Source organism: Nostoc sp. ChiQUE02, from assembly GCF_034531305.2.
GTDB lineage: Bacteria > Cyanobacteriota > Cyanobacteriia > Cyanobacteriales > Nostocaceae > Nostoc.
This window is the reverse complement of sequence record NZ_JAVRBN020000002.1, coordinates 291,118-311,344: the sequence shown is the minus strand read 5'-3', so window position 1 is coordinate 311,344 and position 20,227 is coordinate 291,118. Positions and strand designations below refer to the sequence as shown.

Below are 20,227 nucleotides of genomic sequence, written 5' to 3'. Positions count from 1 at the left end.
TACTTGATGAGGTAAACCCTCTTAATCATCAATAGAGATATAACTAAAGTTATAAAAAACAAAACATTGTACTGGTAGAAAATATTTTTTTAACTGGTCGCATAAGGGCGATACCTTCTCTGCAAGAGGTTTTGCCAACAGCAACCCATCTGGTGTAGGTACTGAAATTTACTCGTTGAGGTGATAATTTTTCTTTTTCCCACTTCAGCAAATTTCTTACCCCGGCTGTTGACAAAATCCTTACCTTATTGAATGAAACAGCCCTGCTTTTGAAAGCGGTTGGGCAATCTCCTGTGCGTAAGTCCTAATTAAGAGCCAATACTGAAACAATGGGAGTAGACACTACAGCACCATGTAGATTATGAGTGAACTTCCAAATAGTCTTGAAGATGCGATCGCCCAATCTCGTATAGCTGTCCAAGCTGCCCTTGCAGAAGGCTGTACTCGCATACAAGTTGAGTTCCTTTTTCCAGAACTCAAGTTTATGCCGGTGGCGGAACAATTTTTGCCGCTGTTTACAGAATATGGTTCCCGTTTGAAGATTTTCTTTGCTGACGCTGGGGCTGCGGCCCTCGCCCGCCGCGATTGGGCTGATGCACCATTTCAAATTTTGGATATTGGTACGGGTAGGGCTGCTTCCTTGCAGACAAAAATTCAGCCAGAGGATGAAATTTTCTTATTCATCGCCCCCACATCCGTAGAAGTGCCGCAGTTGGAAAAGCTGTGTGAAGTAATAGGCGATCGCCCTTTAGTCTTGTTAAATCCCCGTTTAGAAGATTCTGGAACCGTGGGCATTGGTTATACAGCAAGAAAAATCCGCGATCGTTTTATCAGTACCATTGAATCCGCCTATTACCTGCGCCCCGTAGACGATCAAAGTGCCCTATATCGCTGCTACCCAGGACAGTGGGAAGTTTGGCTGGAAACTGGTGGCGAATATCAAAGAATTGCCGAATTACCCACAAAACCATCTGGTGATGATTTGGATCTGATTCTTTTAAAAGGACAACCGCAAACAACAACAGAGGGGACACCTGCGAGAAAGCCCAGTGTGTTTAAGAGTTTGCAACGATTTATAAAGGCGTTGAGTAGTTAGGAAAAAGCAGAGGTAGCAGGAGGAAACTTTCTCATCTGCTGCCTCATTTTGAATTTTTTATACATAAACTTGATGCAGAAAACACTGTACATTGTGCGACATTGCCAAGCAGTTGGACAGGAAGCTAATGCGCCTCTTACATCGGAGGGCAATCTCCAAGCGATCGCTCTTGCTGATTTGTTATTCGGTTTTGGGATCGAGCGGCTTATATCCAGTCCATTTGTTAGAGCATCTCAGTCAATTGTTCCACTCGCTGAACTTCTAGGCCTCTCAATCGAGATTGATAATCGACTTATCGAGCGCGTGCTGTGTGCAACACCGCTTGACGATTGGCGTGAGCGATTGGCTGAGTCATTTACCAACCTTGATTTATATCTAGATGGTGGTGAATCAAGTCGTATTGCTATGGCGCGTGGGATAGCTGTAATTGATGAAATATTACCGCAAGAAACAAGCACAATTGCGATCGTCACGCACGGCAATTTAATGGCGCTGATTCTGAAGCATTTTGACGATCGCATTGGTTATGCTGAATGGGAAAAATTAAGGAATCCAGATGTGTATCGCGTACAGTTTCTCAATGGGGCGACAGACATCGAGCGAATAATCTGTGCTTAGAATACATTTCAATCTTGATTTATCATAACTGTTTTCTCAGCCTGTATAAGAATTCTAAATATATTTAGCCAAAAGATGAAAGAAAAGGAGGAGTTAGGACTTTTACTATTAACTCCTCATATCATGTCCAGTTGAACGCTTGTCATTGCGAACGGAGTGAAGCAATCGCAGAGACCTTGTGATTGCTTCTCTTCGAGACACTCCGCGAACGTTCCACTACGTTGCACTCGCAATGACATATCACAAGTAATTTACCGGACATGATATCACTCTTAACTTTTTTAATTACCTTGCAACGGCGCATTCAAGACTTTCTCAATGCGATCGCGTGTTTCTAGTAAATGCGCTTTAGTATATTCATCCTCGGAATTAACATCCTTGAGTCTCTCATCAAGCTGTTTGAGTTTATACCACGCTAGAGTCCGAGCATCTTCTGGAACATATTCTTTCCGCAACACCATACCAGTCAAAATATCCAGGTATTCCCGCTGCAAGCCTCGCCGTAAACTGGCAATCTTCATTGGTTTACCTTTTGGTTTGATTACTTCTGTCCAAATACCTGACTGCAAAGTGTCAAATAACTCCGGTAGAGTCAGTGCATTTTCTGGCTTCGTTTTGAGTTCGATATCCTTGAGACGAGAGAGGCGATCGCCTGAGAGTAAATCCCGCAACACAGAACCCTGCATGAGTAGCACCAAGTCATGAATTGGAAAATCCAAACGACCTATTTGCGGATAACTACCCCAATGTCGCCAACGAGAAGGTGCTAATTTATTCAGTAGTTCTGGTGAAAAACTCAGGGCGTCTTCTGCAAACACATACTTTTGCAGTGTCTCTAAAGCCTGCCGTTGTTCTTCAACAGGTACTGGTTCAAATGGTAATCGGTGTTGGCGGACTTCAGAGGGGTTCTCGGAGGGGAGTTCGCTAGGGTGAATGCGATAGAAAGATTGTCCCCCAATGTATTTTGTGGTGTAATATATCTGCTGGAAATAGTTACCCAATACTGTGCTAAAACGTTCGCTCACATCGCTATAACTATCACCAGCCATTGGGTAACGTTTATCGAGACGTTCCCACATCACCCGCGAATTATTTAACTGCCATTGAGAGTAAAGCAGCACATTACCACTGTTATCCCAAGCATCAGCAGTTGGATCTAGGTCATACACATCTTCATCTGTGGAATAACTTAACTCTGGCTTGTAGGATTGTGCGGCAATTTCCTCTAGAATTGGCTTTTCCGCTAGAGGAGTTGATGTCTGAATTGCTGTGTAGCCGTACTTAATCGCCCATTCATCGTAAATCCCCACCATACTGGGAAAATAATCTCCCTGTTTTGTACCTTGAGGAGCGATATTTGGGGGAATATAGTCCATTACAGAAGTTGTCAGACCTTTAGTTTTGGTAATTTCCGTATTATTCATCTCCTCTGGTGGTAGCAGCGTACTACCACGGAAGTTATGGCGTAAACCAAGAGTATGTCCAACTTCGTGAGCGATGATTAAACGTAAATATTGATTGATATATTCTTTCACCTGGTCTGGAGTGGCGATGGTATCAGGCAGTAGTGACATCGCCAGTGAACCAAAGGCAAACTGGTTAGCTGCTTCCATCCCATAGCATAAATCGTACTCGCCTGCCATTTTCGATAAACGACTCAACAACCCTTGTTTCCCTTGCATCTGCTGGGGCACACCATTGTTTTTGGCATCTAAACCATTGGCACAAAGGAGACGATTTTGCATCAAAGCTGATAAAGTAGTGCGATTTTCTGTTTGGCTGGGTTGGACGATTTTGCGATACTCATTCTTGAGTGCCCGCACAAAGCTGGCATCTACGAGAATGTCTGCATCCAAAATTTCCCCAGTCAATGGGTTGACGCGGGATGGCCCCATTGCAAAATAACCGTCTACTGTATTAATCCAGCGAATCGTGTTGTAACGAATATCTGCTGGATCCCATGTGGCATCATCTGGCATTTGGCGGACTTCAATTGCATCTTTGAATCCCGCTTTGAGAAAAGCTTTGTTCCACATCAGGATGCCTTCTTTCATCGCATCGCGGTACTCTAAAGGCACAGCGTTATCAATCCAGAAGACAATCGGTTTTTTGGGTAGCGAAATTACTGCTTTTGGGTCTTGTTTTTCCAAATGCCAGCGATTGATGTAGCGGACAAAAGAATCGCCGCGCTCGTCTTTGGATAAATCTTGGTAGGCGGTGATGAAATAGCCGATGCGATCGTCAGCAAGGCGCGGTCGATAATCTTGATCGGGTAGTTGAGACAGACTGTAGTGGACGCGCAGGGTAAAACCACGGTTGTCAGCTAGCGACGCAAAGCTTGCCGCTTCGCTATCGCGGTCAGCACCACCAGAGAAATTCAAAACTGACTCAATTTCTAAGTTTTGGGGAAAAGCTTTAGCAGTACCAAAATAAGACTGGTCTGTGCTTCCTGGGACTCCTAAACTTACAGATAATCCCGCTAAGTCTGTGAGTAACAAATCCCCCAAGTCGATCAGAAGAGTTTTGCGTTCTGGATGAATACTTTTCAGGGAAATGGTGTACAGAACAGAGTCACTAAAAGACCGAGCTAGCGATCGCGCTTGCGGATCTCCCTCACGAGTGCGAAAATTGACATTGCGGATGACAAAGTTTAATTTATCATCCACCCGTTGGAAATAAAACAAAAAATCTTGCAGAGGCATACCACTATAAATACCCCGTTCGCCGATGCCCGATTCCAGGGTTGCCGTAGCTAGGTAATTTTTATTTAGTTGCTCTGGCTTAATTTCTAGATAAATTTTATTCTTTTCTTTATTGCGATAAAGGGTGAACAATCCCCCTGATTTTTGGGTGTCTTTGATTACTTCGTCAAACGGCTCTAAATCATCCTTTGCTGGTGTTTTACTAGGACTAGGCTTTGCATTCGGTTTTTCTGGGGGTTTTGCAACTTGTAAAAATGGTTGCTGCCCTATTTTTTTAAGGTCTTTTACTATCCAAAGAAATGGTTGAGGCTGTGCGTGTTTATTTTGATTAACTACCCAAACATGACCTGACGGTAGCCTCTGTTTCTGGGAACTATTGATATTTTTTAGCGATAAGGCTGAGATTTTAGTTGAAGAAGTTTCTATCGTTAACTGATTATTAGATTTCTCTCCACTTCTGGCTGTAACCACACCTTCTACAACCCTATGGTTAACCGACAACTCTGTATCAACTCTGTTAACATCTGGTGACTTAGCGCTAGCCGTTGCTATTCCTAAAAACAAACCATGTAACAAAATCATATAAAAACTTAATCTTTTCATCGCATCCATTCCCCGATAACTATCCCGCAGTTAATTTTTAACTTTTACAAAGCCATGCAGCCTGGCTTCTGCCGATTCTCTTAGCTGCTTTATATTAAGCAGCAAACTTTTGACTTCAATTTTAGTTGCCATTTTTCAACTTTGTTACGTTGTTTTGGTGTAGGATTTTTCCTAATAATTATGTCTTTAACAAAGAGTAAGTATTATTTTTACATCAGACTAGTAAATTCTTGGAAAAAAAGTATAACAAATTAGTAAAAACATGCAAATTACTTGATTTTGGAAAGAATTTTTAAGCTAACACTTTATTTACATCACCAGAAGCAGCTTAAGGCTACTACAGGTGAGCCAGAAGCTGCCTCCCAAGAACGCCATCGGCAAATACACAGTAGCCCGCCATAGATATCGCCAACTGATGATTTTTTTAATATAGTATTTATTTATACTCTTGATTTTGGGCAATGAAAAGCAAACTAGCATATAAAAATTTTTAATTCAGGATTATCAAAAACAGTAATTTAAATGTAACAACGGACACAAAAATGTCAACATATTTATCTCAAGTCTGGCAGCTGCTGAGAAATTATGTCAGAGGTACAAGGTTACAAGAGATGCCAAAGACCACATCACCAGAAACCGAAGCAGTTTTACCTCTAGGAAAAAGTATTAAAGAACCAGACAAAAACGTTAAATTTGCTCAAGACAATTTGCAGGAATATTTATACTCTCCAAGACTGCAAAAAAGCTTAGAAAAATGGACAATACCAAAGAGCGGTTTGACTTTTAATATAGACGATGGGACATCGGGCACTCTACCGTCTGGGTTATCCTTTAGAGTGGGCGATCGCCAGATGCATGAAGAGATTTACGATTTACTGGGCAATGAAGCGCTAAAACCAGAAATAGTCAACCAAGTAATGGAATTGGTTGTCAATGGTAAAAAAATTCGCCCAGAACTGCTTTTCTGGCGGCTAGAAGCTTTTTATCATCGTTGGTGTCAGGGAGAATTTATCGATGGCACACCAGATGATAACCTACCTCAGAAAACAAGATTAAAGTTAGCGGTACAAAATATTGCGATCGGGTTGAGACAGGTAGATATATATACAGGGCTGAACGTACTAATTTTATTGTTAGAGTTACACCGCTACGCCCAAGAGCGAGATGAACTCAAACAAAAAATCACCTTCTATCCATCTGCTCAACCGGACACAGACAATTTTTTCACATCCCAACTGCTGCGGATCATTAACTATAGTGATGTCCTGGAAATTGGCAACTTTAGCAGTATAGTCGGGCAATTCCTCAAAGGCGGTAACTTTCGGAGTGCTTACCTGGGCGATGCCAACCTCACTGGGGCAGACTTTAGCGGTGCTGACCTCAGCCTTGCTTATCTCGGTGATGCCAACTTAACTGGTGCCAACTTCAGCGGTGCCAACCTTAACGGTGCTAACCTCGGCGATGCTAACCTCAGTGGTGCTAACCTCAGTGGTGCCGACCTGAGCAGCACCAACCTCAGTGGTGCTAACCTTAGCTGTGCCAACCTTAGCCGCGCCGACCTCAACCGCGCCGACCTTAGCAGCACCAACCTTAGCCGCGCCGACCTCAGCCGCGCCGACCTCAGCAGCACTAACCTTAGCCATGCTGACCTCAGCAATGCCATCCTTTTCGGTGCGAATCTGAGTGAAGCTAACCTCAGCAGTGTCAGCCTCAGCCATGCCGACCTTTGCCGCGCCGACCTCAGTGGTGCTGATTTGAGTCATGCCATCCTCAATGGTACTAACCTCAGTGACACAATTCTTTTCAGTACCAACCTCAGCGACGCCATCCTTGTTGCCGCAGACCTCAGCTATGCCAAACTTAACGGTGCCAAACTTAACAATGCCAGACTTAACGGTGCAATGTTCTTAGGTGCCGACCTCAGCAGTGTAGACCTGAGTCGCGTAATTCTCAACGAAGCCGACCTCAGTGGCGTGATTCTTAACGACGCCGACCTCAGTGGTGCTGACCTCAGTGACGCTATCCTTTTCGGCACAGACCTCAGCTATGCCAACCTTAACAGTGCTAACCTCAGTGGCAGTAACCTCAGTGGGGCTATTCTCAATGGTGCGGATCTCAGCCATAGCAACCTAAGTTATGCCATATTGGGTGGTGCTGACCTCAGCGATGCCAATCTCCAAGAAATGACCTGGGGTAAAAAGCAGCAGTGGGAAGGTGTACGGGGATTAGAGACAGCAGTTAATGTGCCAGAGGCGTTGAAAGAAGAACTGGGATTAAATTGAGATGAGGGAGGCAGGGAAGGCAGAGGAAGCAGGGAAAGCAGGGGGAGAATTTTGAAAGTTGTTATATTATCCCGCTTTCTCTGCAACGCCGAAATTTTTACTTGTAAGTCTCCCAGTGCTGGCAAGAAGTATTCTCCGGTTGTCCTGCACTTTGTCTAAGGAGACTTAAGGGCAAAAGTCAGGTTATCCCATCCTGCTGAGACCTGAGTTGTGTCTCTGGTTGACTTGAGCTAGCAGGCAAAGGTTCATGTCGAGATCCCGAAGTTCCATTTGGAGAATCTGGAGGGTTTGAACCTCCCGATCGCTTACGAGAAAATATAGCCTGAGCCAAGCTTTTAACCAAAATATACAGAATTGGCACTAAGAACAAACTCAAAAATGTCGAAAGCAACAGCCCCCCAAAGAGCGCTGTTCCTAAAGACCAACGGCTGCTGGCTCCAGCCCCTTCAGAAATCACCAAGGGTAAAAATCCTAACAGCGCTGCAAAGGAAGTCATTAAGATGGGTCGCAAACGTTCTTCCCCTGCTTTCACCGCCGCCCGCGTGTAGCTCATGCCCTGCTCATGCAGCTGATTGGCAAATTCCACGACTAAAATTGCGTTTTTCGCAGCTAGACCAATCAAAGTCACCAAACCCACCTGGCAATAGATATCATCTACTACCTTTGGGAAAAGGCTACCTGCCATGAAAATATTTGAGCGTAGCCAAAGTGCTGTCATCGCTCCCAAAACTGCCAGGGGAACCGTCAGCAAAATAATGATCGGGTCAATGTAGCTTTCATACTGGGCTGACAGCACTAGAAAGACAATAACGATCGCTAAGGCAAAAATCAGACCTGTAGCTCCCCCTGATGTCTTTTCCTGGAGATAAGTCCCTGTCCACTCGTAACCAAATCCCTGAGGTAAGACTTCTGCTGCTACTTCCTCCATCGCTTTAATTGCCTCTCCAGAACTAGAACCGGGAGCAGGAGCGCCTTGTACTTTAATAGACCTGTACAAGTTGTAATGGGAGATGGTTTTCGGCCCCACAAAAGGAGTAACTTTCACCAGACTGCTCAACGGAATCATCGCCCCACTTGCCGAGCGAACATATAGCTTGCCAATATCATCTGGATTAGAGCGGAAAACCCCATCGGCTTGGACATATACTCGATACTGTCGCTGTCCCTGAACAAAGTTATTCACATATTGCGACCCCAAGTAAGTTTGCAATGCCCCAAAGATGTCGTTAATCTCGACGTTGAGAGCTTTGGCTTGGTTGCGGTTTACTTGAATGTCAAATTGGGGGGTGTCTGCGGTGAACTGAGTGAAGACCCGTTGTAAAACAGGTTTTTTATTTGCGGCTGCAATGAACTTTTGAGCAGTCTCAACCAGGGTTTCAATCGGCGCACTTCCAGTTTTGTCTTGAATAATAAACTCAAAACCACCCGTAGTACTTAACCCTCTAACCGGAGGAGCATTCACAGCGATCGCTCTAGCATCTGTAATTGCAGAGAGCTTTTTGTTCAACCTCTGAAGTATGCCATAGACAGATTGAGATTCTTCTGTTCTCTCTTTCCAGGGTTTCAGGTTAGCAAAGGCAATGCCTAAATTAGAAGCATTGCCATCGAAACCAAAGCCACTGATCATAAAACTAGCTCTAACTTCGGGAGCCGATGTTACTTCTTTGGCAACCCGCTCCATCACCGATTCGGTGTATTTCAAAGAAACCCCGTCAGGCCCTTGAACAATGACAAAGAAGTAACCCTGGTCTTCCTCTGGAATAAATCCGGTAGGCACTGCTCTGTACATCAAAACCGTTGCTAGTAAACCAGTGATGAAAACCCCAACCACAATCGGTTTGATATGGGTCAGGTAGCTAACAAACCCGACATATCGGCGTGTGAACCAGGAAAATCCCCGATTAAACTGCGTAAAGAACCAACCCAAAGGGCCCCGTGGAGTGTGAGCGGGGCGCATGAGGATGGCTGCCATACTCGGAGAGAAGGTTAAGGCATTGAAAGTCGAGATACCAATGGAGCAAGCAACAGTTAACGCAAATTGTTTGTAAACAATCCCAGTAGTGCCCGGAATGAATGCAACTGGAATAAATACCGCCATGAGTACAAGTGAAGTGGCAATGATTGCCCCAGTCAACTCTTTCATAGCTTCAACAGCGGCTTCAAAGGGCCTCATGCCCTGCTCTAGTTTGACTGCAACTGCCTCCACCACAATAATGGCATCATCAACGACGATACCGATCGCCAGAACGAAACCAAATAAGGTGAGTGTATTGATTTGAAATCCTAAAACCAAAAGAGCCGCACATGTCCCAACCAGGGAAACGGGGATCGCCACAGTAGGAATGATCGTGGTGCGCCAGTCTTGCAAAAAGACAAAAATTACCAAGACCACCAGGATAATCGCCTCAACCAGAGTGTGTAGAACTTCTTCTAAAGAAATTTCTACAAATGGAGTTGTATCAAATGCCAACTCTGCTTTTAGTCCAGGTGGAAAACTCTTCGCTAGCGTCTTCACCTGTTCTTCAACAGCATGAGCAACGTTCAGGGCATTACTACCCGGAAGTTGATATATCCCCAAACCCACGGCTGCCTTGGGAGCATTTCCTGGGATGGTGAATTTGGCATCAGCGAGATAGCTCTCTGCTCCCAGTTCAACTCGACCAACATCTCTGACCTTAACTAGGGTGCTATTAGTGCCACCTTGACCCACCTTCAGCACCATATCCTCAAATTCAGCCGCATCTTTAAATCGACTGGTTGCCCGTAAAGCAAATTCAAAGCTTTGATTATCTGGTGCTGGTTCCTTACCAATCGCCCCTGCACCCACCTGAATATTTTGTTGTTGCAGGGCAATTGTCACATCTTGAGGAGTTAGTTGATGTTGGGCAAGCTTGTTGGGATCAAGCCAAAGACGCATGGCATATTTGCGTTCCCCAAAAACCCTGGCACTTCCTACACCAGGAAGCCGTTTGATCTGATCGAGAATATACAGGTCGACATAGTTACTGATAAAAATGTTGTCATACTCATTATTTTCTGAGTAAAACCCATAGACGAGAAGGAGACTGCTCGATGCCGTTTCAACGGTGACACCTGTTCGTTGTACAGTATCTGGCAATTGCGGTGAAGCAAGTGCTTGTTTATTTTGAACGTTTACTTGAGCAATATCGCTATTGACATTAGTTGGAAAGGAGACAGTTATATTGCTGGAACCATCATTACCCGTATTAGAAGATATATAAGATACATCTTTAACACCATTAATTTGTCGCTCAATAATGTTTGTAACACTACTTTCTGTTGTTTGAGCATCCGCACCAATGTTGTTGGAGCTAACAGTAATTTGCACCGGGGCGAGGTCTGGTAGCTGAGAAATCGGCAGGATGGGAATACAGATGCTTCCCAGCAGCAAGATAATGAACGTACAGACCGTCGTCAGGACTGGACGTCTGATGAAGGTATTGACAAACATAAATTAGGGAAAAGTTCAAGACAGGTTAGGGATGTAGTAGCTTTTTATTAATATAAGGACTTATTAAGGCTTAGTGTTGGCGATCGCACAAGATTGGGCATTGGGTACTGGATATTGGGCGTTTTTTCCCTGAAGTTGACACCATTGCACAGATATGCAGTCCTACTTTGTGTTGTATCTAAACTGAGAAACCTTTCCAAGAAGGACAGGGAAGGGGAAAACTTTTGTTAGCTGTAAGAGACAGATTCAAAGCCTTTCTCCTAACAGGAGAGAGGTCAATACGGTTCGGATAAGCAGGGCAAGAAAAAGAGTTATTAAACAATAATTCTTTCTCCCCTGCCTCCCTCGGTTACTGAGCGCAGTCAAAGTATGTTTACCTCAACAGATAACTTTCTCTTTTCCGAACCGTATTGGAAGAGAGGTCAGGGTTTGGCCTAAACAACTGAAAAATGCGTTAATGAATCCAAATTTTTAATTAGATTTGCCATTACCCTGAAAATTTAACAACTGCTCATCATTTACCCAAATTGCTTGTTGAGGCACAGAAATGGAAATTCCTGCTTGGTCTAGGGCAACTTTCAGACGGCGGCGAAACTCCCGTGCTACATCCCATTGCTTGAGTGGCTGTGTTTTAATCCATACACGAATAATCAAACCGCGATCGCCAAATTGATCTATTCCCAAAACTTTTGGTGTTTCCAGGATTTGACGCTCCCATTGCGGATCTTTATCCATCTCAAAGCCAATACTTTCGATCAACTTCAAAGCCTTTTCAATATCAGCTTGGTAGGCGATCGGGATTGTTAAATCGGCTCGTGACCAACGACTAGAAAGATTGGCTACAACTTTAATTTCACTATTGGGAATCGTGATCAACCGCCCTTCGGAATCCCGCAGTTGCGTCATCCGCAGATTCAAATTTTCTACTAAGCCTCCCACATCTCCTACATTAATCACATCGCCTAAAGCGTACTGGTCTTCTAGAATGATCAAGAAACCATTAATCGCATCTTTAATTAAGTTTTGCGAGGCCAGAGACACCGCAACACCAACTAAACTGGCACCCGCTAGCAAGGGAACGATATCTATCCCCAAGGACACCAGCGCTAGTAAGAAGCCTACTCCCACGCAGATAGCAGTAGCGATGCTTTTAGTCACGCCAGAAAATGTCGAAACTCGCAGTTGCAGCCGTTCAGAACTTTCTGGAGTCAATAAAGCACCACTGCTGATCAGAGTGGTGGTGAAGCGGTCAATCAGAGCATAGATGAGACGGATTGCTACGTAAGTTCCCAGGAACACAACACCTAATCGCAAAGGAAATTGGGCAGCTGTGAGAATCCCTAGCTGAAATGGTCGTGTGTAGGGAAATAGGCCCAAGATAAAGAAACTTCCACCTCCCCAAATTCCTGTTTGAGTTAGCTGAAACAATCGTCTTTTGACTTCTTGGATATGTCGATGTTGCTGTTGATTCAGTTGTGTTGTAATTGGTTGGGCTGCTGTTGGTGAAATTGGGGAGTTTAGGGGCCCTCTGGGGAGTTGGGAAGCAATGGGGGATACTAAATCCTTTTTGGAGCGCCTTTGCCAGCTATATACCCCCCAACTCATGATAATCATTGCCAGTCCGGTGCCCGCAGCAATTTTACCTTGGTCGATTAAAAATTGAGTTTGTCTTTCTTGCTTTGCTTGTTGCAAGTCTTCTTCTAACGATTCGGCGATTTGATTTGCCGATGTTGACATATCTACCTGTCGCAGTCCAGCATCCTCAGAAGTGATAGTCATCAGATATTGGTCGTTGACATAAATTACTGGTAATGCGTTTACTTTACGAATTTCTACCTTGACTGCTGTTTTTGCTGGTGATTGAAAGTAATTTTGGCTAATTTTCTCCAACTTCTTTTGAATATCTTCTGAACGCTCAGGAAAGTTGGTTCTTGATGCCGCTATCTGAAATAACCGACGACCATCCAAATAAATCCAGCCCGAAACAACTCGATCATTTGAATCATTACTCACACTGCTGGGAGCTGGTAGCTGCGGTAACAAAGGAATCTGGGCTGTGGCTTTTGGCACAGATACAACGGCTATAGCCATTGAACTAGCGATCGCCAAAAATTGAAAGCGCACTCAAACACCTCCTTGAGTAAAATTTACTAGTGACTACTTCTATAACCATCCTCCGCAATTAATTTGAGTAAATGTACCTATCTAAAGTTGAGGTTTTCCCTTTAGATAATGAAACTTTGATGTTTTTTTGGTTGTCTTCTATCTCTAGACAGATGACAATGTACTTAAAATCAGCAAGTAAGGCTGAGAAGAGTCTTACTCTTACCAAAGATAAAACAAAAAGAAAGAACCTGGGGAGGAAGTTGACATTAGGGTAATCAAACGTCAAGCTAGTTTTGAGGACTATTGACTAGTGATTTGCTTTCTTTCAAGCAAAAATCGCAAGTTGTACAATAACCTAGTAGAGTGCGTAAAATTTACGTAACTTTTTTAATTTTTTGAGGTAACTTTTGATGACCGCAACTTCTCCCCGATTAAAGCACGAGGTTAAAGACCTCGGCCTAGCTGCCTTGGGAAGACAGCGCATTGAATGGGCTGGACGCGAAATGCCAGTTTTGCGGCAAATCCGCGATCGCTTTGCTATTGAGAAACCCTTCGCTGGTTTACGCCTTGTAGCTTGCGCCCACATTACAACAGAAACGGCACATTTGGCGATCGCTCTGAAAGCCGGTGGTGCAGATGCTGTTTTAATTGCTAGCAATCCCTTATCAACACAAGATGATGTGGCAGCTAGCCTTGTCGTCGATCATGAAATTCCCGTCTTTGCTCAAAAAGGCGAAGATAACGAAACTTATAACCGCCACGTCCAAATAGCTTTAGATCATCGCCCCAACATTATTGTTGACGACGGTAGCGATGTGGTTGCAACTTTGGTACAACAACGCCAACACCAAATCGCTGATTTGATTGGTAGCACCGAAGAAACCACAACCGGGATCGTGCGGTTACGGGCCATGTTTAGAGAAGGCGTTCTCACCTTCCCCGCAGTCAACGTCAACGACGCCGACACCAAGCATTTCTTTGATAATCGCTATGGTACTGGGCAATCAACCCTAGATGGCATTATCCGCGCCACAAATATTTTGTTGGCTGGTAAAAACATTGTCGTCGTCGGTTATGGCTGGTGTGGTAAAGGTACAGCCCTCCGCGCCCGTGGGATGGGTGCTAACGTCATCGTCACCGAAATCGACCCCATCAAGGCAATTGAAGCCGTAATGGATGGCTTCCGCGTCCTGCCAATGGCTGAAGCTGCACCCCAAGGTGATATTTTTATCACTGTGACTGGTAACAAGCACGTCGTTCGCGGTGAACACTTCGATGTCATGAAAGACGGTGCGATCGTTTGTAACTCCGGTCACTTTGACTTGGAACTTGATTTGAAATACTTGGCTGCACAAGCTAAGGAAATCAAAGAAGTTCGTCCTTTCACTGAAGAGTATAAGTTGAAAAATGGTAAATCAGTTGTCGTTCTTGGACAAGGACGCTTGATTAACCTAGCTGCGGCTGAAGGACACCCCAGCGCAGTTATGGATATGAGTTTTGCAAACCAAGCTTTGGCTTGTGAATTCCTGGTGAAGAATAAGGGTAAGTTGCAACCTGGTTTGCACTCAATTCCTGTTGAAGTCGATCAAGAAATTGCTCGGTTGAAGTTGCAGGCTATTGGTATCACGATTGATAGCCTAACTCCCGATCAAATTGAGTACATCAATTCTTGGACTTCAGGAACTTAATACATTGATTAATTGATTTTTTGAGGGATAGGCGTTTTGCTTATCCCTTTTTTTGTATTTCGCGCGAAGAGGTAAAGGAAGATAGGTAATATTTTTTATCCTATAATTTGCTAATACGATATATTACATCATGCTTAGAAATTTTATTATGAAACAACTTAAGCAAGCAGTTCGGCAAGCCATATCAGAAGGTAATTGGTATTGTGCACTTGCAGGTGCACTAATACTACCAGATATTTGTAGCTCACTAGATAACCCTGAAATTAGGGTGGTTAAAACACGCTATGTAAACTGGTATAACAGTTATATAAAAGAAAAGTATACTGGGATTGGAGGCAGATGGAATGAAGAAAAAGAATATGTAGATGACGAAAACGGAAAATTGGTTTTTCTTAGTGGTGAAGATTGTTATGCTTTACGATGTGCATACTTACATAATGGTCTAGATGAAATTACAGAACAAAAAGCTCAAGAATCACTTAATAAATTTCTATTTGTAACTCCACCAAAAGCAGGTGAGTCATCTAAACACTTAATAATAACTATTACTTCCTATGACAATCGACAAGTTTTACAATTACAAGTAGATATATTTTGCGAAGACATTTGTAGTGGAGTAGACGAATGGGAAGCTAAGGTTGCAACGCAAAAGTATATTCAGGAGAAAGTCGGACAGCTTTTAACAATTTATGAAGGTTAGTCACGAGCAACTAAAAAGCCTAAATGATCGAGCATCAATGCTACTGTTCGTATATCTTATACAGTTGCTCGATTAAATAATTTTTTATAGGTTAATTTATCAATTAATATAAAAATTAATATCTAAGCATAGTAACTTATAATTTTATTTTTTTAGTCCATGTTCGCATAGCATTCCTAAGGAAAGTTAGATTTTATTTGTGTAGCTGGAGTTTTTAATGGCCAGGGTTTATTGTATTATATTAAAGCCAAAAATATAGGCATCATTAATCGTTAGGAGGATGCCAATTTAAACTAATCCAAATTGCTCTAGCTTGTACAATATCTTCATTGTTTAACCTTAAAGCTAAAACCGTTGCCCTTCCACAAGCAGTTATCCCAATAATATGAGTACCACCATTTGCCCACTGGAAATGATCTAACCATCTTTGTTGACGAGGATTAAACAAAGAAACAGATTCATTAGTGACAGGATCATTAGCAGTTATTTTTGCTCCTTTAAATTCATTACAACGATAACAAGAAGCACATAAATTTTCTCGCTCATCGCTTCCCCCCAATGAAGTGGGAAAAATATGATCCATTACTAATGGCATACCTATTAAACGGCTAGATGTGCAGCAATATTCACATCTATATCCAGCTTCATTAATAACTTTTTGACGAATAGATTTAGGGATAGATGACACAGCTATTACTTTATTAGTTGCTCAAAATCTGGAATAGAATAGCCTTTCCATTTTAAAAGTGCATAAGCATAGGCTTTTTTCAGCATTAAATAATCAGCACTCACTCGGAGCGATCGCAACAATAATCTATCTGATTCACTTAATTGATTATTTTGATTTTTTTCTAGAAGTTGTAAATGTAGTTCTTGTTGACTTTCTGGAACTTGACTTTGAGCAATAGTTAATAAATCCCCAATCGTTAATTCTTGCATGGCGATTAATTCCCCTTGTAATTCTAGAGGTGCATAATCAGCAGCAGGAGGAGCATTTGTTTGGTTAGTCATAATTTTTGTAGAAAATGCTTTAGGGCAATATATCAATATATTTTATATTACTATATTCTTACTCGCTTAGAATCTGACCGTCGCTTGTATCTGGCTATTCGTCAAGAAACCCACTTAGAACTATTTCAAGAACCAATTGATAAAATATGATTAGAAAATCAACGCTTTTGTTTACTTCTCTTTGACTCAAAACGAGAGGTGGTACTGCAATGGATACCTTGGATAACTATCGCCAAATAATTAAAAAAATATTAAACGAATACGCCCAACTCCCCTACGCTTACGGAGAACTAGAAAGACAGCTAATTATAGACAAAACCGCCAACCATTACCTACTACTAACACTAGGCTGGGAAAATAATCAATGGGTGCATGGTTGCTTAGTCGATATTGACATTATCAACGGCAAAATCTGGATTCAAAGAGACGGTACAGAATATGGTATGGCCAACGAACTTGTTAACGCTGGTATTCCTAAAAATCAAATTGTTCTCGCCTTCCAACCACCCGATATCAGACAGTATACTGAATTTGCAGTTACTTGATTAAGCCTAAAAACTACTGCTAAAACTGGAATAGTAGTTGCTATAACTTAAAACTATCAACTTGATTTACTAGAAATATTCATACATACACATCTCATGTTAACGGTAACAGTTGATGAAATCCAGCAAAATCTAACTAGCTATCTTCAACAAGTAGCAGCAGGAGAAAGTATTATTATTATGCAAGCAGGTAAACCTATTGCAGAAATTAAACCAGTTTCAGCCACTTCTCAACAAATTAGACCTTATGGCTTATGTGCTGGGGAGTTCATTGTTCCAGATGATTTTGATAGTCCATTACCTGAAGAGATTTTGAATAGCTTTGAAGGGAAATAAAACTCTTATTAGATACCCATATTTTCTTATGGTTTATTAGTGGCGATCAAAAATTACCAATTAATTTACAAAATAGCATTCGTGATTTAAATAACGACGTATATTTAAGTTGCGTTTCAGTTTGAAAAGCAACTGTTAAATATCAGCTAGGTAAATTACCATTACCAGAATCACCTGAAATCTACCTTCCAAAACAGCGTCAGCAGCATCTAATCAGTAGTCTTAACCTATAGGACTCATATTTGATTTTTGAAATATACGTAGGGCGCGTTATGCCTCTGGCTAACGCACCGTCCAAAGGCTTTGGTGCCGTACTCTCGCCGATAACACACTCTACAGATACTTAGATTTTTTCAGAAATCAAATCGGATTCCTATAGATGAAGAAAGTGTTGCTCAACTCTTGACTTTACCATTATTACATCGCGATCCTTTTGATAGAATGTTGATTTTTCAAGTTTTACAACATAATTTAACAATTTTAACTGTAGACCCGGCAATTCGTTCCTACTCGGTCAGTGTTTTATATTAGGGTAATAATTTCTCAAAATCTAGAATAGAATAGCCTTTACATTTTAAAAGTGCATAAGCATAGGCTTTTTTCAACATTAAATAATCAGCACTTACTCGGAGCGATCGCAACAATAATCTATCTGATTCACTTAATTGATTATTTTGATTTTTTTCTAAAAGTTGTAAATGTAGTTCTTGTTGACCTTCTGGAACTTGACTTTGAGCAATAGTTAATAAATCCTCAATTGTTAATTCTTCCATAGCAATTAATTCTCCTTGTAATTCTAGGGGTGCATAATCAACAGCAGGTATCTGGCTATTCGTCAAGAAACCTATTCAGAACTATTTCAAGAACCAATTGGTAAAATATTATTAGAAAATCTGAGTTGAAGTTGGCTTGCGATCGCGCTGGTGTCAGTATGAGTAACTTTGGCGCGATCGCTATTGTTGGAGTGAGTGTGATGTTATATTCTGTGTGGTACGGTCAAGTTTTTCGGGTAAAAAGCCATGAAAAAACCTGCCAATCTTTTAAAAAGACTAGCAGGTATGGCTTATCATCAATCGGAGCGGCGGGATTCGAACCCACGACCTCCACTACCCCAAAGTGGCGCGCTACCAAGCTGCGCTACGCCCCGGTCAGAATTACCATAATATAGCAAAACTCAAGGATAATCAAGGGCCAAATTTAAAAAACCTTAAGCATTCCAGTAGCTTGCAGTAAATCTGGAACAGCAGAAGCATCCCATTTGCCTTCTACACATCGCCCTGTATTCAAGATGAAGCGCAAACTGTAAGCATGAGGATAGCCTTCCACCTCCATCCATAATAAATCGCTTTCCGCTTCACAAGAAATTTTTTCCTCTTCCATCAATTCAGTTGCGAGTTGCTTCATAGTGTCTGCTAGCTGTGCTAGTAGACGGCAGAAATCATTCAACTCAGCTTCGGTTAACTCAATTGCCCAATCATCTGTACCAACTAAACCTTTAAACTCAGATGCATCGGGGTTCCAACCAATACGCCAACCAAATCCAGTTTTGACAACGCGTTCCATAATCAGTGAACATTGATCGGTTATCAGTAATAACTGACTATTACTTAAGTAGTTCGGCCCCTCCCCGTTGGGTTGGCTGTGGGGTAGCTGAATTAGGACTGGGTGCGGTATTGGGGTTAGGGGATAGGGTGTTTTGGGAAGTAGGATTAAATATGTTGACTAAGACTTGTACTAGGGCATCTCGCTGACTGCGGGTAAGACGGGTGATGGCTTTGCGATCGCCTTCTATAGGATTTTCCCGTAATGAATCATTTCCCGGATAGCTAGCATCATACATAATTTCATTCGCACCCAGGTAATCAGCTAAAGTCAGCTTCCAATCGAAACGATAAATTGGGGCCCGCCCTTTGGTATAAATGTGATATCTAATCAGGCGATTTACCAGGGTGTTGTTTTCGGCAACTTTCCCATTTTCTTTGCTGATATACTTATTTTCTCGTGGTAAATCTGGCAATTGCTGATAAACTTGCTGCCAAACATCGCTAGGAGTGATTCTCTGAGCGTATGCAGGTTGGATACTAAATAAACTTATATGTATTGATTTGCCCGCCCCTGAACCCAAAACAATTACACCCACTACCATTAAGGCAGTGAGTGTCTGCCAGGATTTGAGTAGGGGTTGAATGAACGATAAATTTTTGCTCATCCTACCTTCTCTAAAGCCTTTTTTTATAGTTCGCCAATAATTTCTGGCTGAGTCAATTCATCGGACATTTCGATAATTGCCCTTAGCACTGGCTTCATCATCACATCTTCGTTACTTTCAAAGTCTTCATAACGCCGACGTTTAGCACGATTTGCCACCTGAACCGTAATGCGGTAACGATTTGAGGCTGCACTAATCAGATCCTCAGCACGGTGCATAATCTGAGACTGAGTTGTCTCGAACTTAGAACGCTTTAGCATATTCAGTGGTTCTTGGGGTCATTCCCCAGTGTAGCAGTACTGATAAATCTGCCGCTGTGTATTTAATCGCTAGCAACCTCTCTCTTGATAGAGGTTGAGAGTGTTTTAGTCAATATAAGTTACTTATAATATTACCTGACTAAAGTCACACACCCTTATGGCTGACCTTGTGGAAACTGCTGTCAACGCGGGAAACTTCAATACCCTAGTGAAGGCTGCTAAAGCTGCAAATCTCATAGAAACTCTGAAAAATCCTGGTTCTTTCACACTATTTGCACCAACTGATGAAGCTTTTGCCAATCTGCCAGAGGGAACTTTAGATTCGCTGCTACAAGATATCCCCAAGCTCCAGAAAATTGTGGCGTATCATGTCGCTAGTGGGGATGTTAGGTCTGATGACTTGGTACAGATTAAGGAGGCACAGACACTTGAGGGGTCAATTATCGCCATTGAATCTGCCAACGGCAAAATTAAGGTGAATAACGCCAATGTCCTCAAAACAGATATTCTGGCAGACAATGGCGTGATCCATATTATTGATGAGGTATTGATGCCTGCAATGGTAGCAGGAAGGTAATGCATTGGGGATTGGGCATTGG

At 42.4% G+C, this 20,227-nt stretch carries 18 protein-coding genes and 1 tRNA gene; 9 read left to right on the top strand and 10 right to left on the bottom strand.

Going from position 1 to position 20,227, the window contains the following annotated elements; genetic code table 11:
• Positions 1-361: 361 nt before the first annotated feature.
• Together RM347_RS03535 and RM347_RS03530 are read left to right on the top strand one after the other, a co-directional pair.
• The gene (locus tag RM347_RS03535; RefSeq protein WP_322718099.1) at positions 362-1,096 is read left to right on the top strand and encodes a DUF1995 family protein; all 735 of its coding nucleotides are present in this window, start codon (positions 362-364) and stop codon (positions 1,094-1,096) included.
• Between the two features lie 72 nt (positions 1,097-1,168).
• Complete coding sequence (locus RM347_RS03530; protein ID WP_322718098.1) at positions 1,169-1,714, top strand: histidine phosphatase family protein; 546 nt, start codon at positions 1,169-1,171, stop codon at positions 1,712-1,714.
• Between the two features lie 281 nt (positions 1,715-1,995).
• Here the strand turns inward: RM347_RS03530 and RM347_RS03525 are convergent, their stop codons facing one another.
• On the bottom strand, positions 1,996-5,019 hold the full coding sequence (locus RM347_RS03525) for a zinc-dependent metalloprotease (protein ID WP_322718097.1): 3,024 nt from the start codon (positions 5,017-5,019) through the stop codon (positions 1,996-1,998).
• Between the two features lie 542 nt (positions 5,020-5,561).
• Between RM347_RS03525 and RM347_RS03520 the strand changes: the two genes are divergently transcribed.
• A complete protein-coding gene (locus RM347_RS03520) occupies positions 5,562-7,301 on the top strand; it encodes a pentapeptide repeat-containing protein (protein WP_322718096.1) in 1,740 nt (579 codons plus the stop codon).
• A gap of 178 nt (positions 7,302-7,479) precedes the next feature.
• Here RM347_RS03520 and RM347_RS03515 read toward each other — a convergent pair whose 3' ends face one another.
• Together RM347_RS03515 and RM347_RS03510 are read right to left on the bottom strand one after the other, a co-directional pair.
• Positions 7,480-10,773: an efflux RND transporter permease subunit gene (locus RM347_RS03515; protein WP_322718095.1), complete on the bottom strand. Its 3,294-nt coding sequence runs from the start codon at positions 10,771-10,773 to the stop codon at positions 7,480-7,482.
• Positions 10,774-11,244: 471 nt separating this feature from the next.
• A complete protein-coding gene (locus RM347_RS03510; RefSeq protein WP_322718094.1) occupies positions 11,245-12,897 on the bottom strand; it encodes a mechanosensitive ion channel family protein in 1,653 nt (550 codons plus the stop codon).
• Positions 12,898-13,289: 392 nt separating this feature from the next.
• On the opposite strand from RM347_RS03510, the gene ahcY reads away from it, so the two are divergent.
• Positions 13,290-14,567: an adenosylhomocysteinase gene (gene ahcY / locus RM347_RS03505; RefSeq protein ID WP_322718093.1), complete on the top strand. Its 1,278-nt coding sequence runs from the start codon at positions 13,290-13,292 to the stop codon at positions 14,565-14,567.
• A gap of 148 nt (positions 14,568-14,715) precedes the next feature.
• A complete protein-coding gene (locus tag RM347_RS03500; protein WP_322718092.1) occupies positions 14,716-15,267 on the top strand; it encodes a hypothetical protein in 552 nt (183 codons plus the stop codon).
• A 265-nt stretch (positions 15,268-15,532) separates the two neighbouring features.
• Here RM347_RS03500 and RM347_RS03495 read toward each other — a convergent pair whose 3' ends face one another.
• Together RM347_RS03495 and RM347_RS03490 are read right to left on the bottom strand one after the other, a co-directional pair.
• Positions 15,533-15,955 (bottom strand): HNH endonuclease, encoded by a 423-nt coding sequence (locus RM347_RS03495; RefSeq protein WP_322718091.1) that lies wholly within the window; start codon positions 15,953-15,955, stop codon positions 15,533-15,535.
• Positions 15,956-15,960: 5 nt separating this feature from the next.
• On the bottom strand, positions 15,961-16,278 hold the full coding sequence (locus RM347_RS03490) for a hypothetical protein (RefSeq protein WP_322718090.1): 318 nt from the start codon (positions 16,276-16,278) through the stop codon (positions 15,961-15,963).
• Between RM347_RS03490 and RM347_RS03485 the strand changes: the two genes are divergently transcribed.
• The 3 genes from RM347_RS03485 (at position 16,267) to RM347_RS03475 (ending at position 17,159) form a co-directional block, all read left to right on the top strand.
• Positions 16,267-16,428 carry an element excision factor XisH family protein gene (locus RM347_RS03485; RefSeq protein ID WP_416211891.1) on the top strand — a complete coding sequence of 54 codons (162 nt, stop codon included), beginning with the start codon at positions 16,267-16,269 and terminating at the stop codon, positions 16,426-16,428. The two genes, RM347_RS03490 and RM347_RS03485, sit on opposite strands and share 12 nt — an antisense overlap.
• A 59-nt stretch (positions 16,429-16,487) precedes the next feature.
• Positions 16,488-16,823 (top strand): XisI protein, encoded by a 336-nt coding sequence (locus RM347_RS03480; RefSeq protein WP_322718089.1) that lies wholly within the window; start codon positions 16,488-16,490, stop codon positions 16,821-16,823.
• A 96-nt stretch (positions 16,824-16,919) separates the two neighbouring features.
• Positions 16,920-17,159: a type II toxin-antitoxin system Phd/YefM family antitoxin gene (locus RM347_RS03475; protein ID WP_322718088.1), complete on the top strand. Its 240-nt coding sequence runs from the start codon at positions 16,920-16,922 to the stop codon at positions 17,157-17,159.
• Positions 17,160-17,686: 527 nt separating this feature from the next.
• On the opposite strand, the gene RM347_RS03470 is transcribed toward RM347_RS03475, so the two are convergent.
• The 5 genes from RM347_RS03470 to RM347_RS03450 all read right to left on the bottom strand — a co-directional run bounded on the left by RM347_RS03470 (position 17,687) and on the right by RM347_RS03450 (position 19,628).
• Positions 17,687-17,998 carry a hypothetical protein gene (locus tag RM347_RS03470; RefSeq protein ID WP_322718087.1) on the bottom strand — a complete coding sequence of 104 codons (312 nt, stop codon included), beginning with the start codon at positions 17,996-17,998 and terminating at the stop codon, positions 17,687-17,689.
• Positions 17,999-18,232: 234 nt separating this feature from the next.
• Positions 18,233-18,306, bottom strand: a tRNA-Pro gene (locus tag RM347_RS03465).
• Between the two features lie 50 nt (positions 18,307-18,356).
• Positions 18,357-18,722 carry a DUF1818 family protein gene (locus RM347_RS03460; protein WP_322718086.1) on the bottom strand — a complete coding sequence of 122 codons (366 nt, stop codon included), beginning with the start codon at positions 18,720-18,722 and terminating at the stop codon, positions 18,357-18,359.
• A 40-nt stretch (positions 18,723-18,762) separates the two neighbouring features.
• Positions 18,763-19,368 carry a hypothetical protein gene (locus tag RM347_RS03455; protein ID WP_322718085.1) on the bottom strand — a complete coding sequence of 202 codons (606 nt, stop codon included), beginning with the start codon at positions 19,366-19,368 and terminating at the stop codon, positions 18,763-18,765.
• A 23-nt stretch (positions 19,369-19,391) separates the two neighbouring features.
• Complete coding sequence (locus RM347_RS03450) at positions 19,392-19,628, bottom strand: DNA-directed RNA polymerase subunit omega (protein WP_229550577.1); 237 nt, start codon at positions 19,626-19,628, stop codon at positions 19,392-19,394.
• 157 nt (positions 19,629-19,785) lie between these two features.
• On the opposite strand from RM347_RS03450, the gene RM347_RS03445 reads away from it, so the two are divergent.
• Entirely contained in the window at positions 19,786-20,205 is a 420-nt protein-coding gene (locus RM347_RS03445; protein ID WP_322718084.1) for a fasciclin domain-containing protein, read from the top strand.
• The last annotated feature ends 22 nt before the right edge of the window (positions 20,206-20,227 follow it).

What these genes read in the sequence shown, in the direction of transcription:
- RM347_RS03530 (WP_322718098.1), top strand. Translation starts at nt 1,169, where the DNA reads ATGCAGAAAACACTGTACATTGTGCGACATTGCCAAGCAGTTGGACAG.
- RM347_RS03525 (WP_322718097.1), bottom strand. Translation starts at nt 5,019, where the DNA reads ATGAAAAGATTAAGTTTTTATATGATTTTGTTACATGGTTTGTTTTTA.
- RM347_RS03445 (WP_322718084.1), top strand. Translation starts at nt 19,786, where the DNA reads ATGGCTGACCTTGTGGAAACTGCTGTCAACGCGGGAAACTTCAATACC.
- RM347_RS03460 (WP_322718086.1), bottom strand. Translation starts at nt 18,722, where the DNA reads ATGGAACGCGTTGTCAAAACTGGATTTGGTTGGCGTATTGGTTGGAAC.
- RM347_RS03450 (WP_229550577.1), bottom strand. Translation starts at nt 19,628, where the DNA reads ATGCTAAAGCGTTCTAAGTTCGAGACAACTCAGTCTCAGATTATGCAC.
- RM347_RS03475 (WP_322718088.1), top strand. Translation starts at nt 16,920, where the DNA reads ATGTTAACGGTAACAGTTGATGAAATCCAGCAAAATCTAACTAGCTAT.
- RM347_RS03535 (WP_322718099.1), top strand. Translation starts at nt 362, where the DNA reads ATGAGTGAACTTCCAAATAGTCTTGAAGATGCGATCGCCCAATCTCGT.
- RM347_RS03480 (WP_322718089.1), top strand. Translation starts at nt 16,488, where the DNA reads ATGGATACCTTGGATAACTATCGCCAAATAATTAAAAAAATATTAAAC.
- RM347_RS03500 (WP_322718092.1), top strand. Translation starts at nt 14,716, where the DNA reads ATGAAACAACTTAAGCAAGCAGTTCGGCAAGCCATATCAGAAGGTAAT.
- RM347_RS03455 (WP_322718085.1), bottom strand. Translation starts at nt 19,368, where the DNA reads ATGAGCAAAAATTTATCGTTCATTCAACCCCTACTCAAATCCTGGCAG.
- RM347_RS03520 (WP_322718096.1), top strand. Translation starts at nt 5,562, where the DNA reads ATGTCAACATATTTATCTCAAGTCTGGCAGCTGCTGAGAAATTATGTC.
- RM347_RS03490 (WP_322718090.1), bottom strand. Translation starts at nt 16,278, where the DNA reads ATGACTAACCAAACAAATGCTCCTCCTGCTGCTGATTATGCACCTCTA.
- RM347_RS03515 (WP_322718095.1), bottom strand. Translation starts at nt 10,773, where the DNA reads ATGTTTGTCAATACCTTCATCAGACGTCCAGTCCTGACGACGGTCTGT.
- ahcY (WP_322718093.1), top strand. Translation starts at nt 13,290, where the DNA reads ATGACCGCAACTTCTCCCCGATTAAAGCACGAGGTTAAAGACCTCGGC.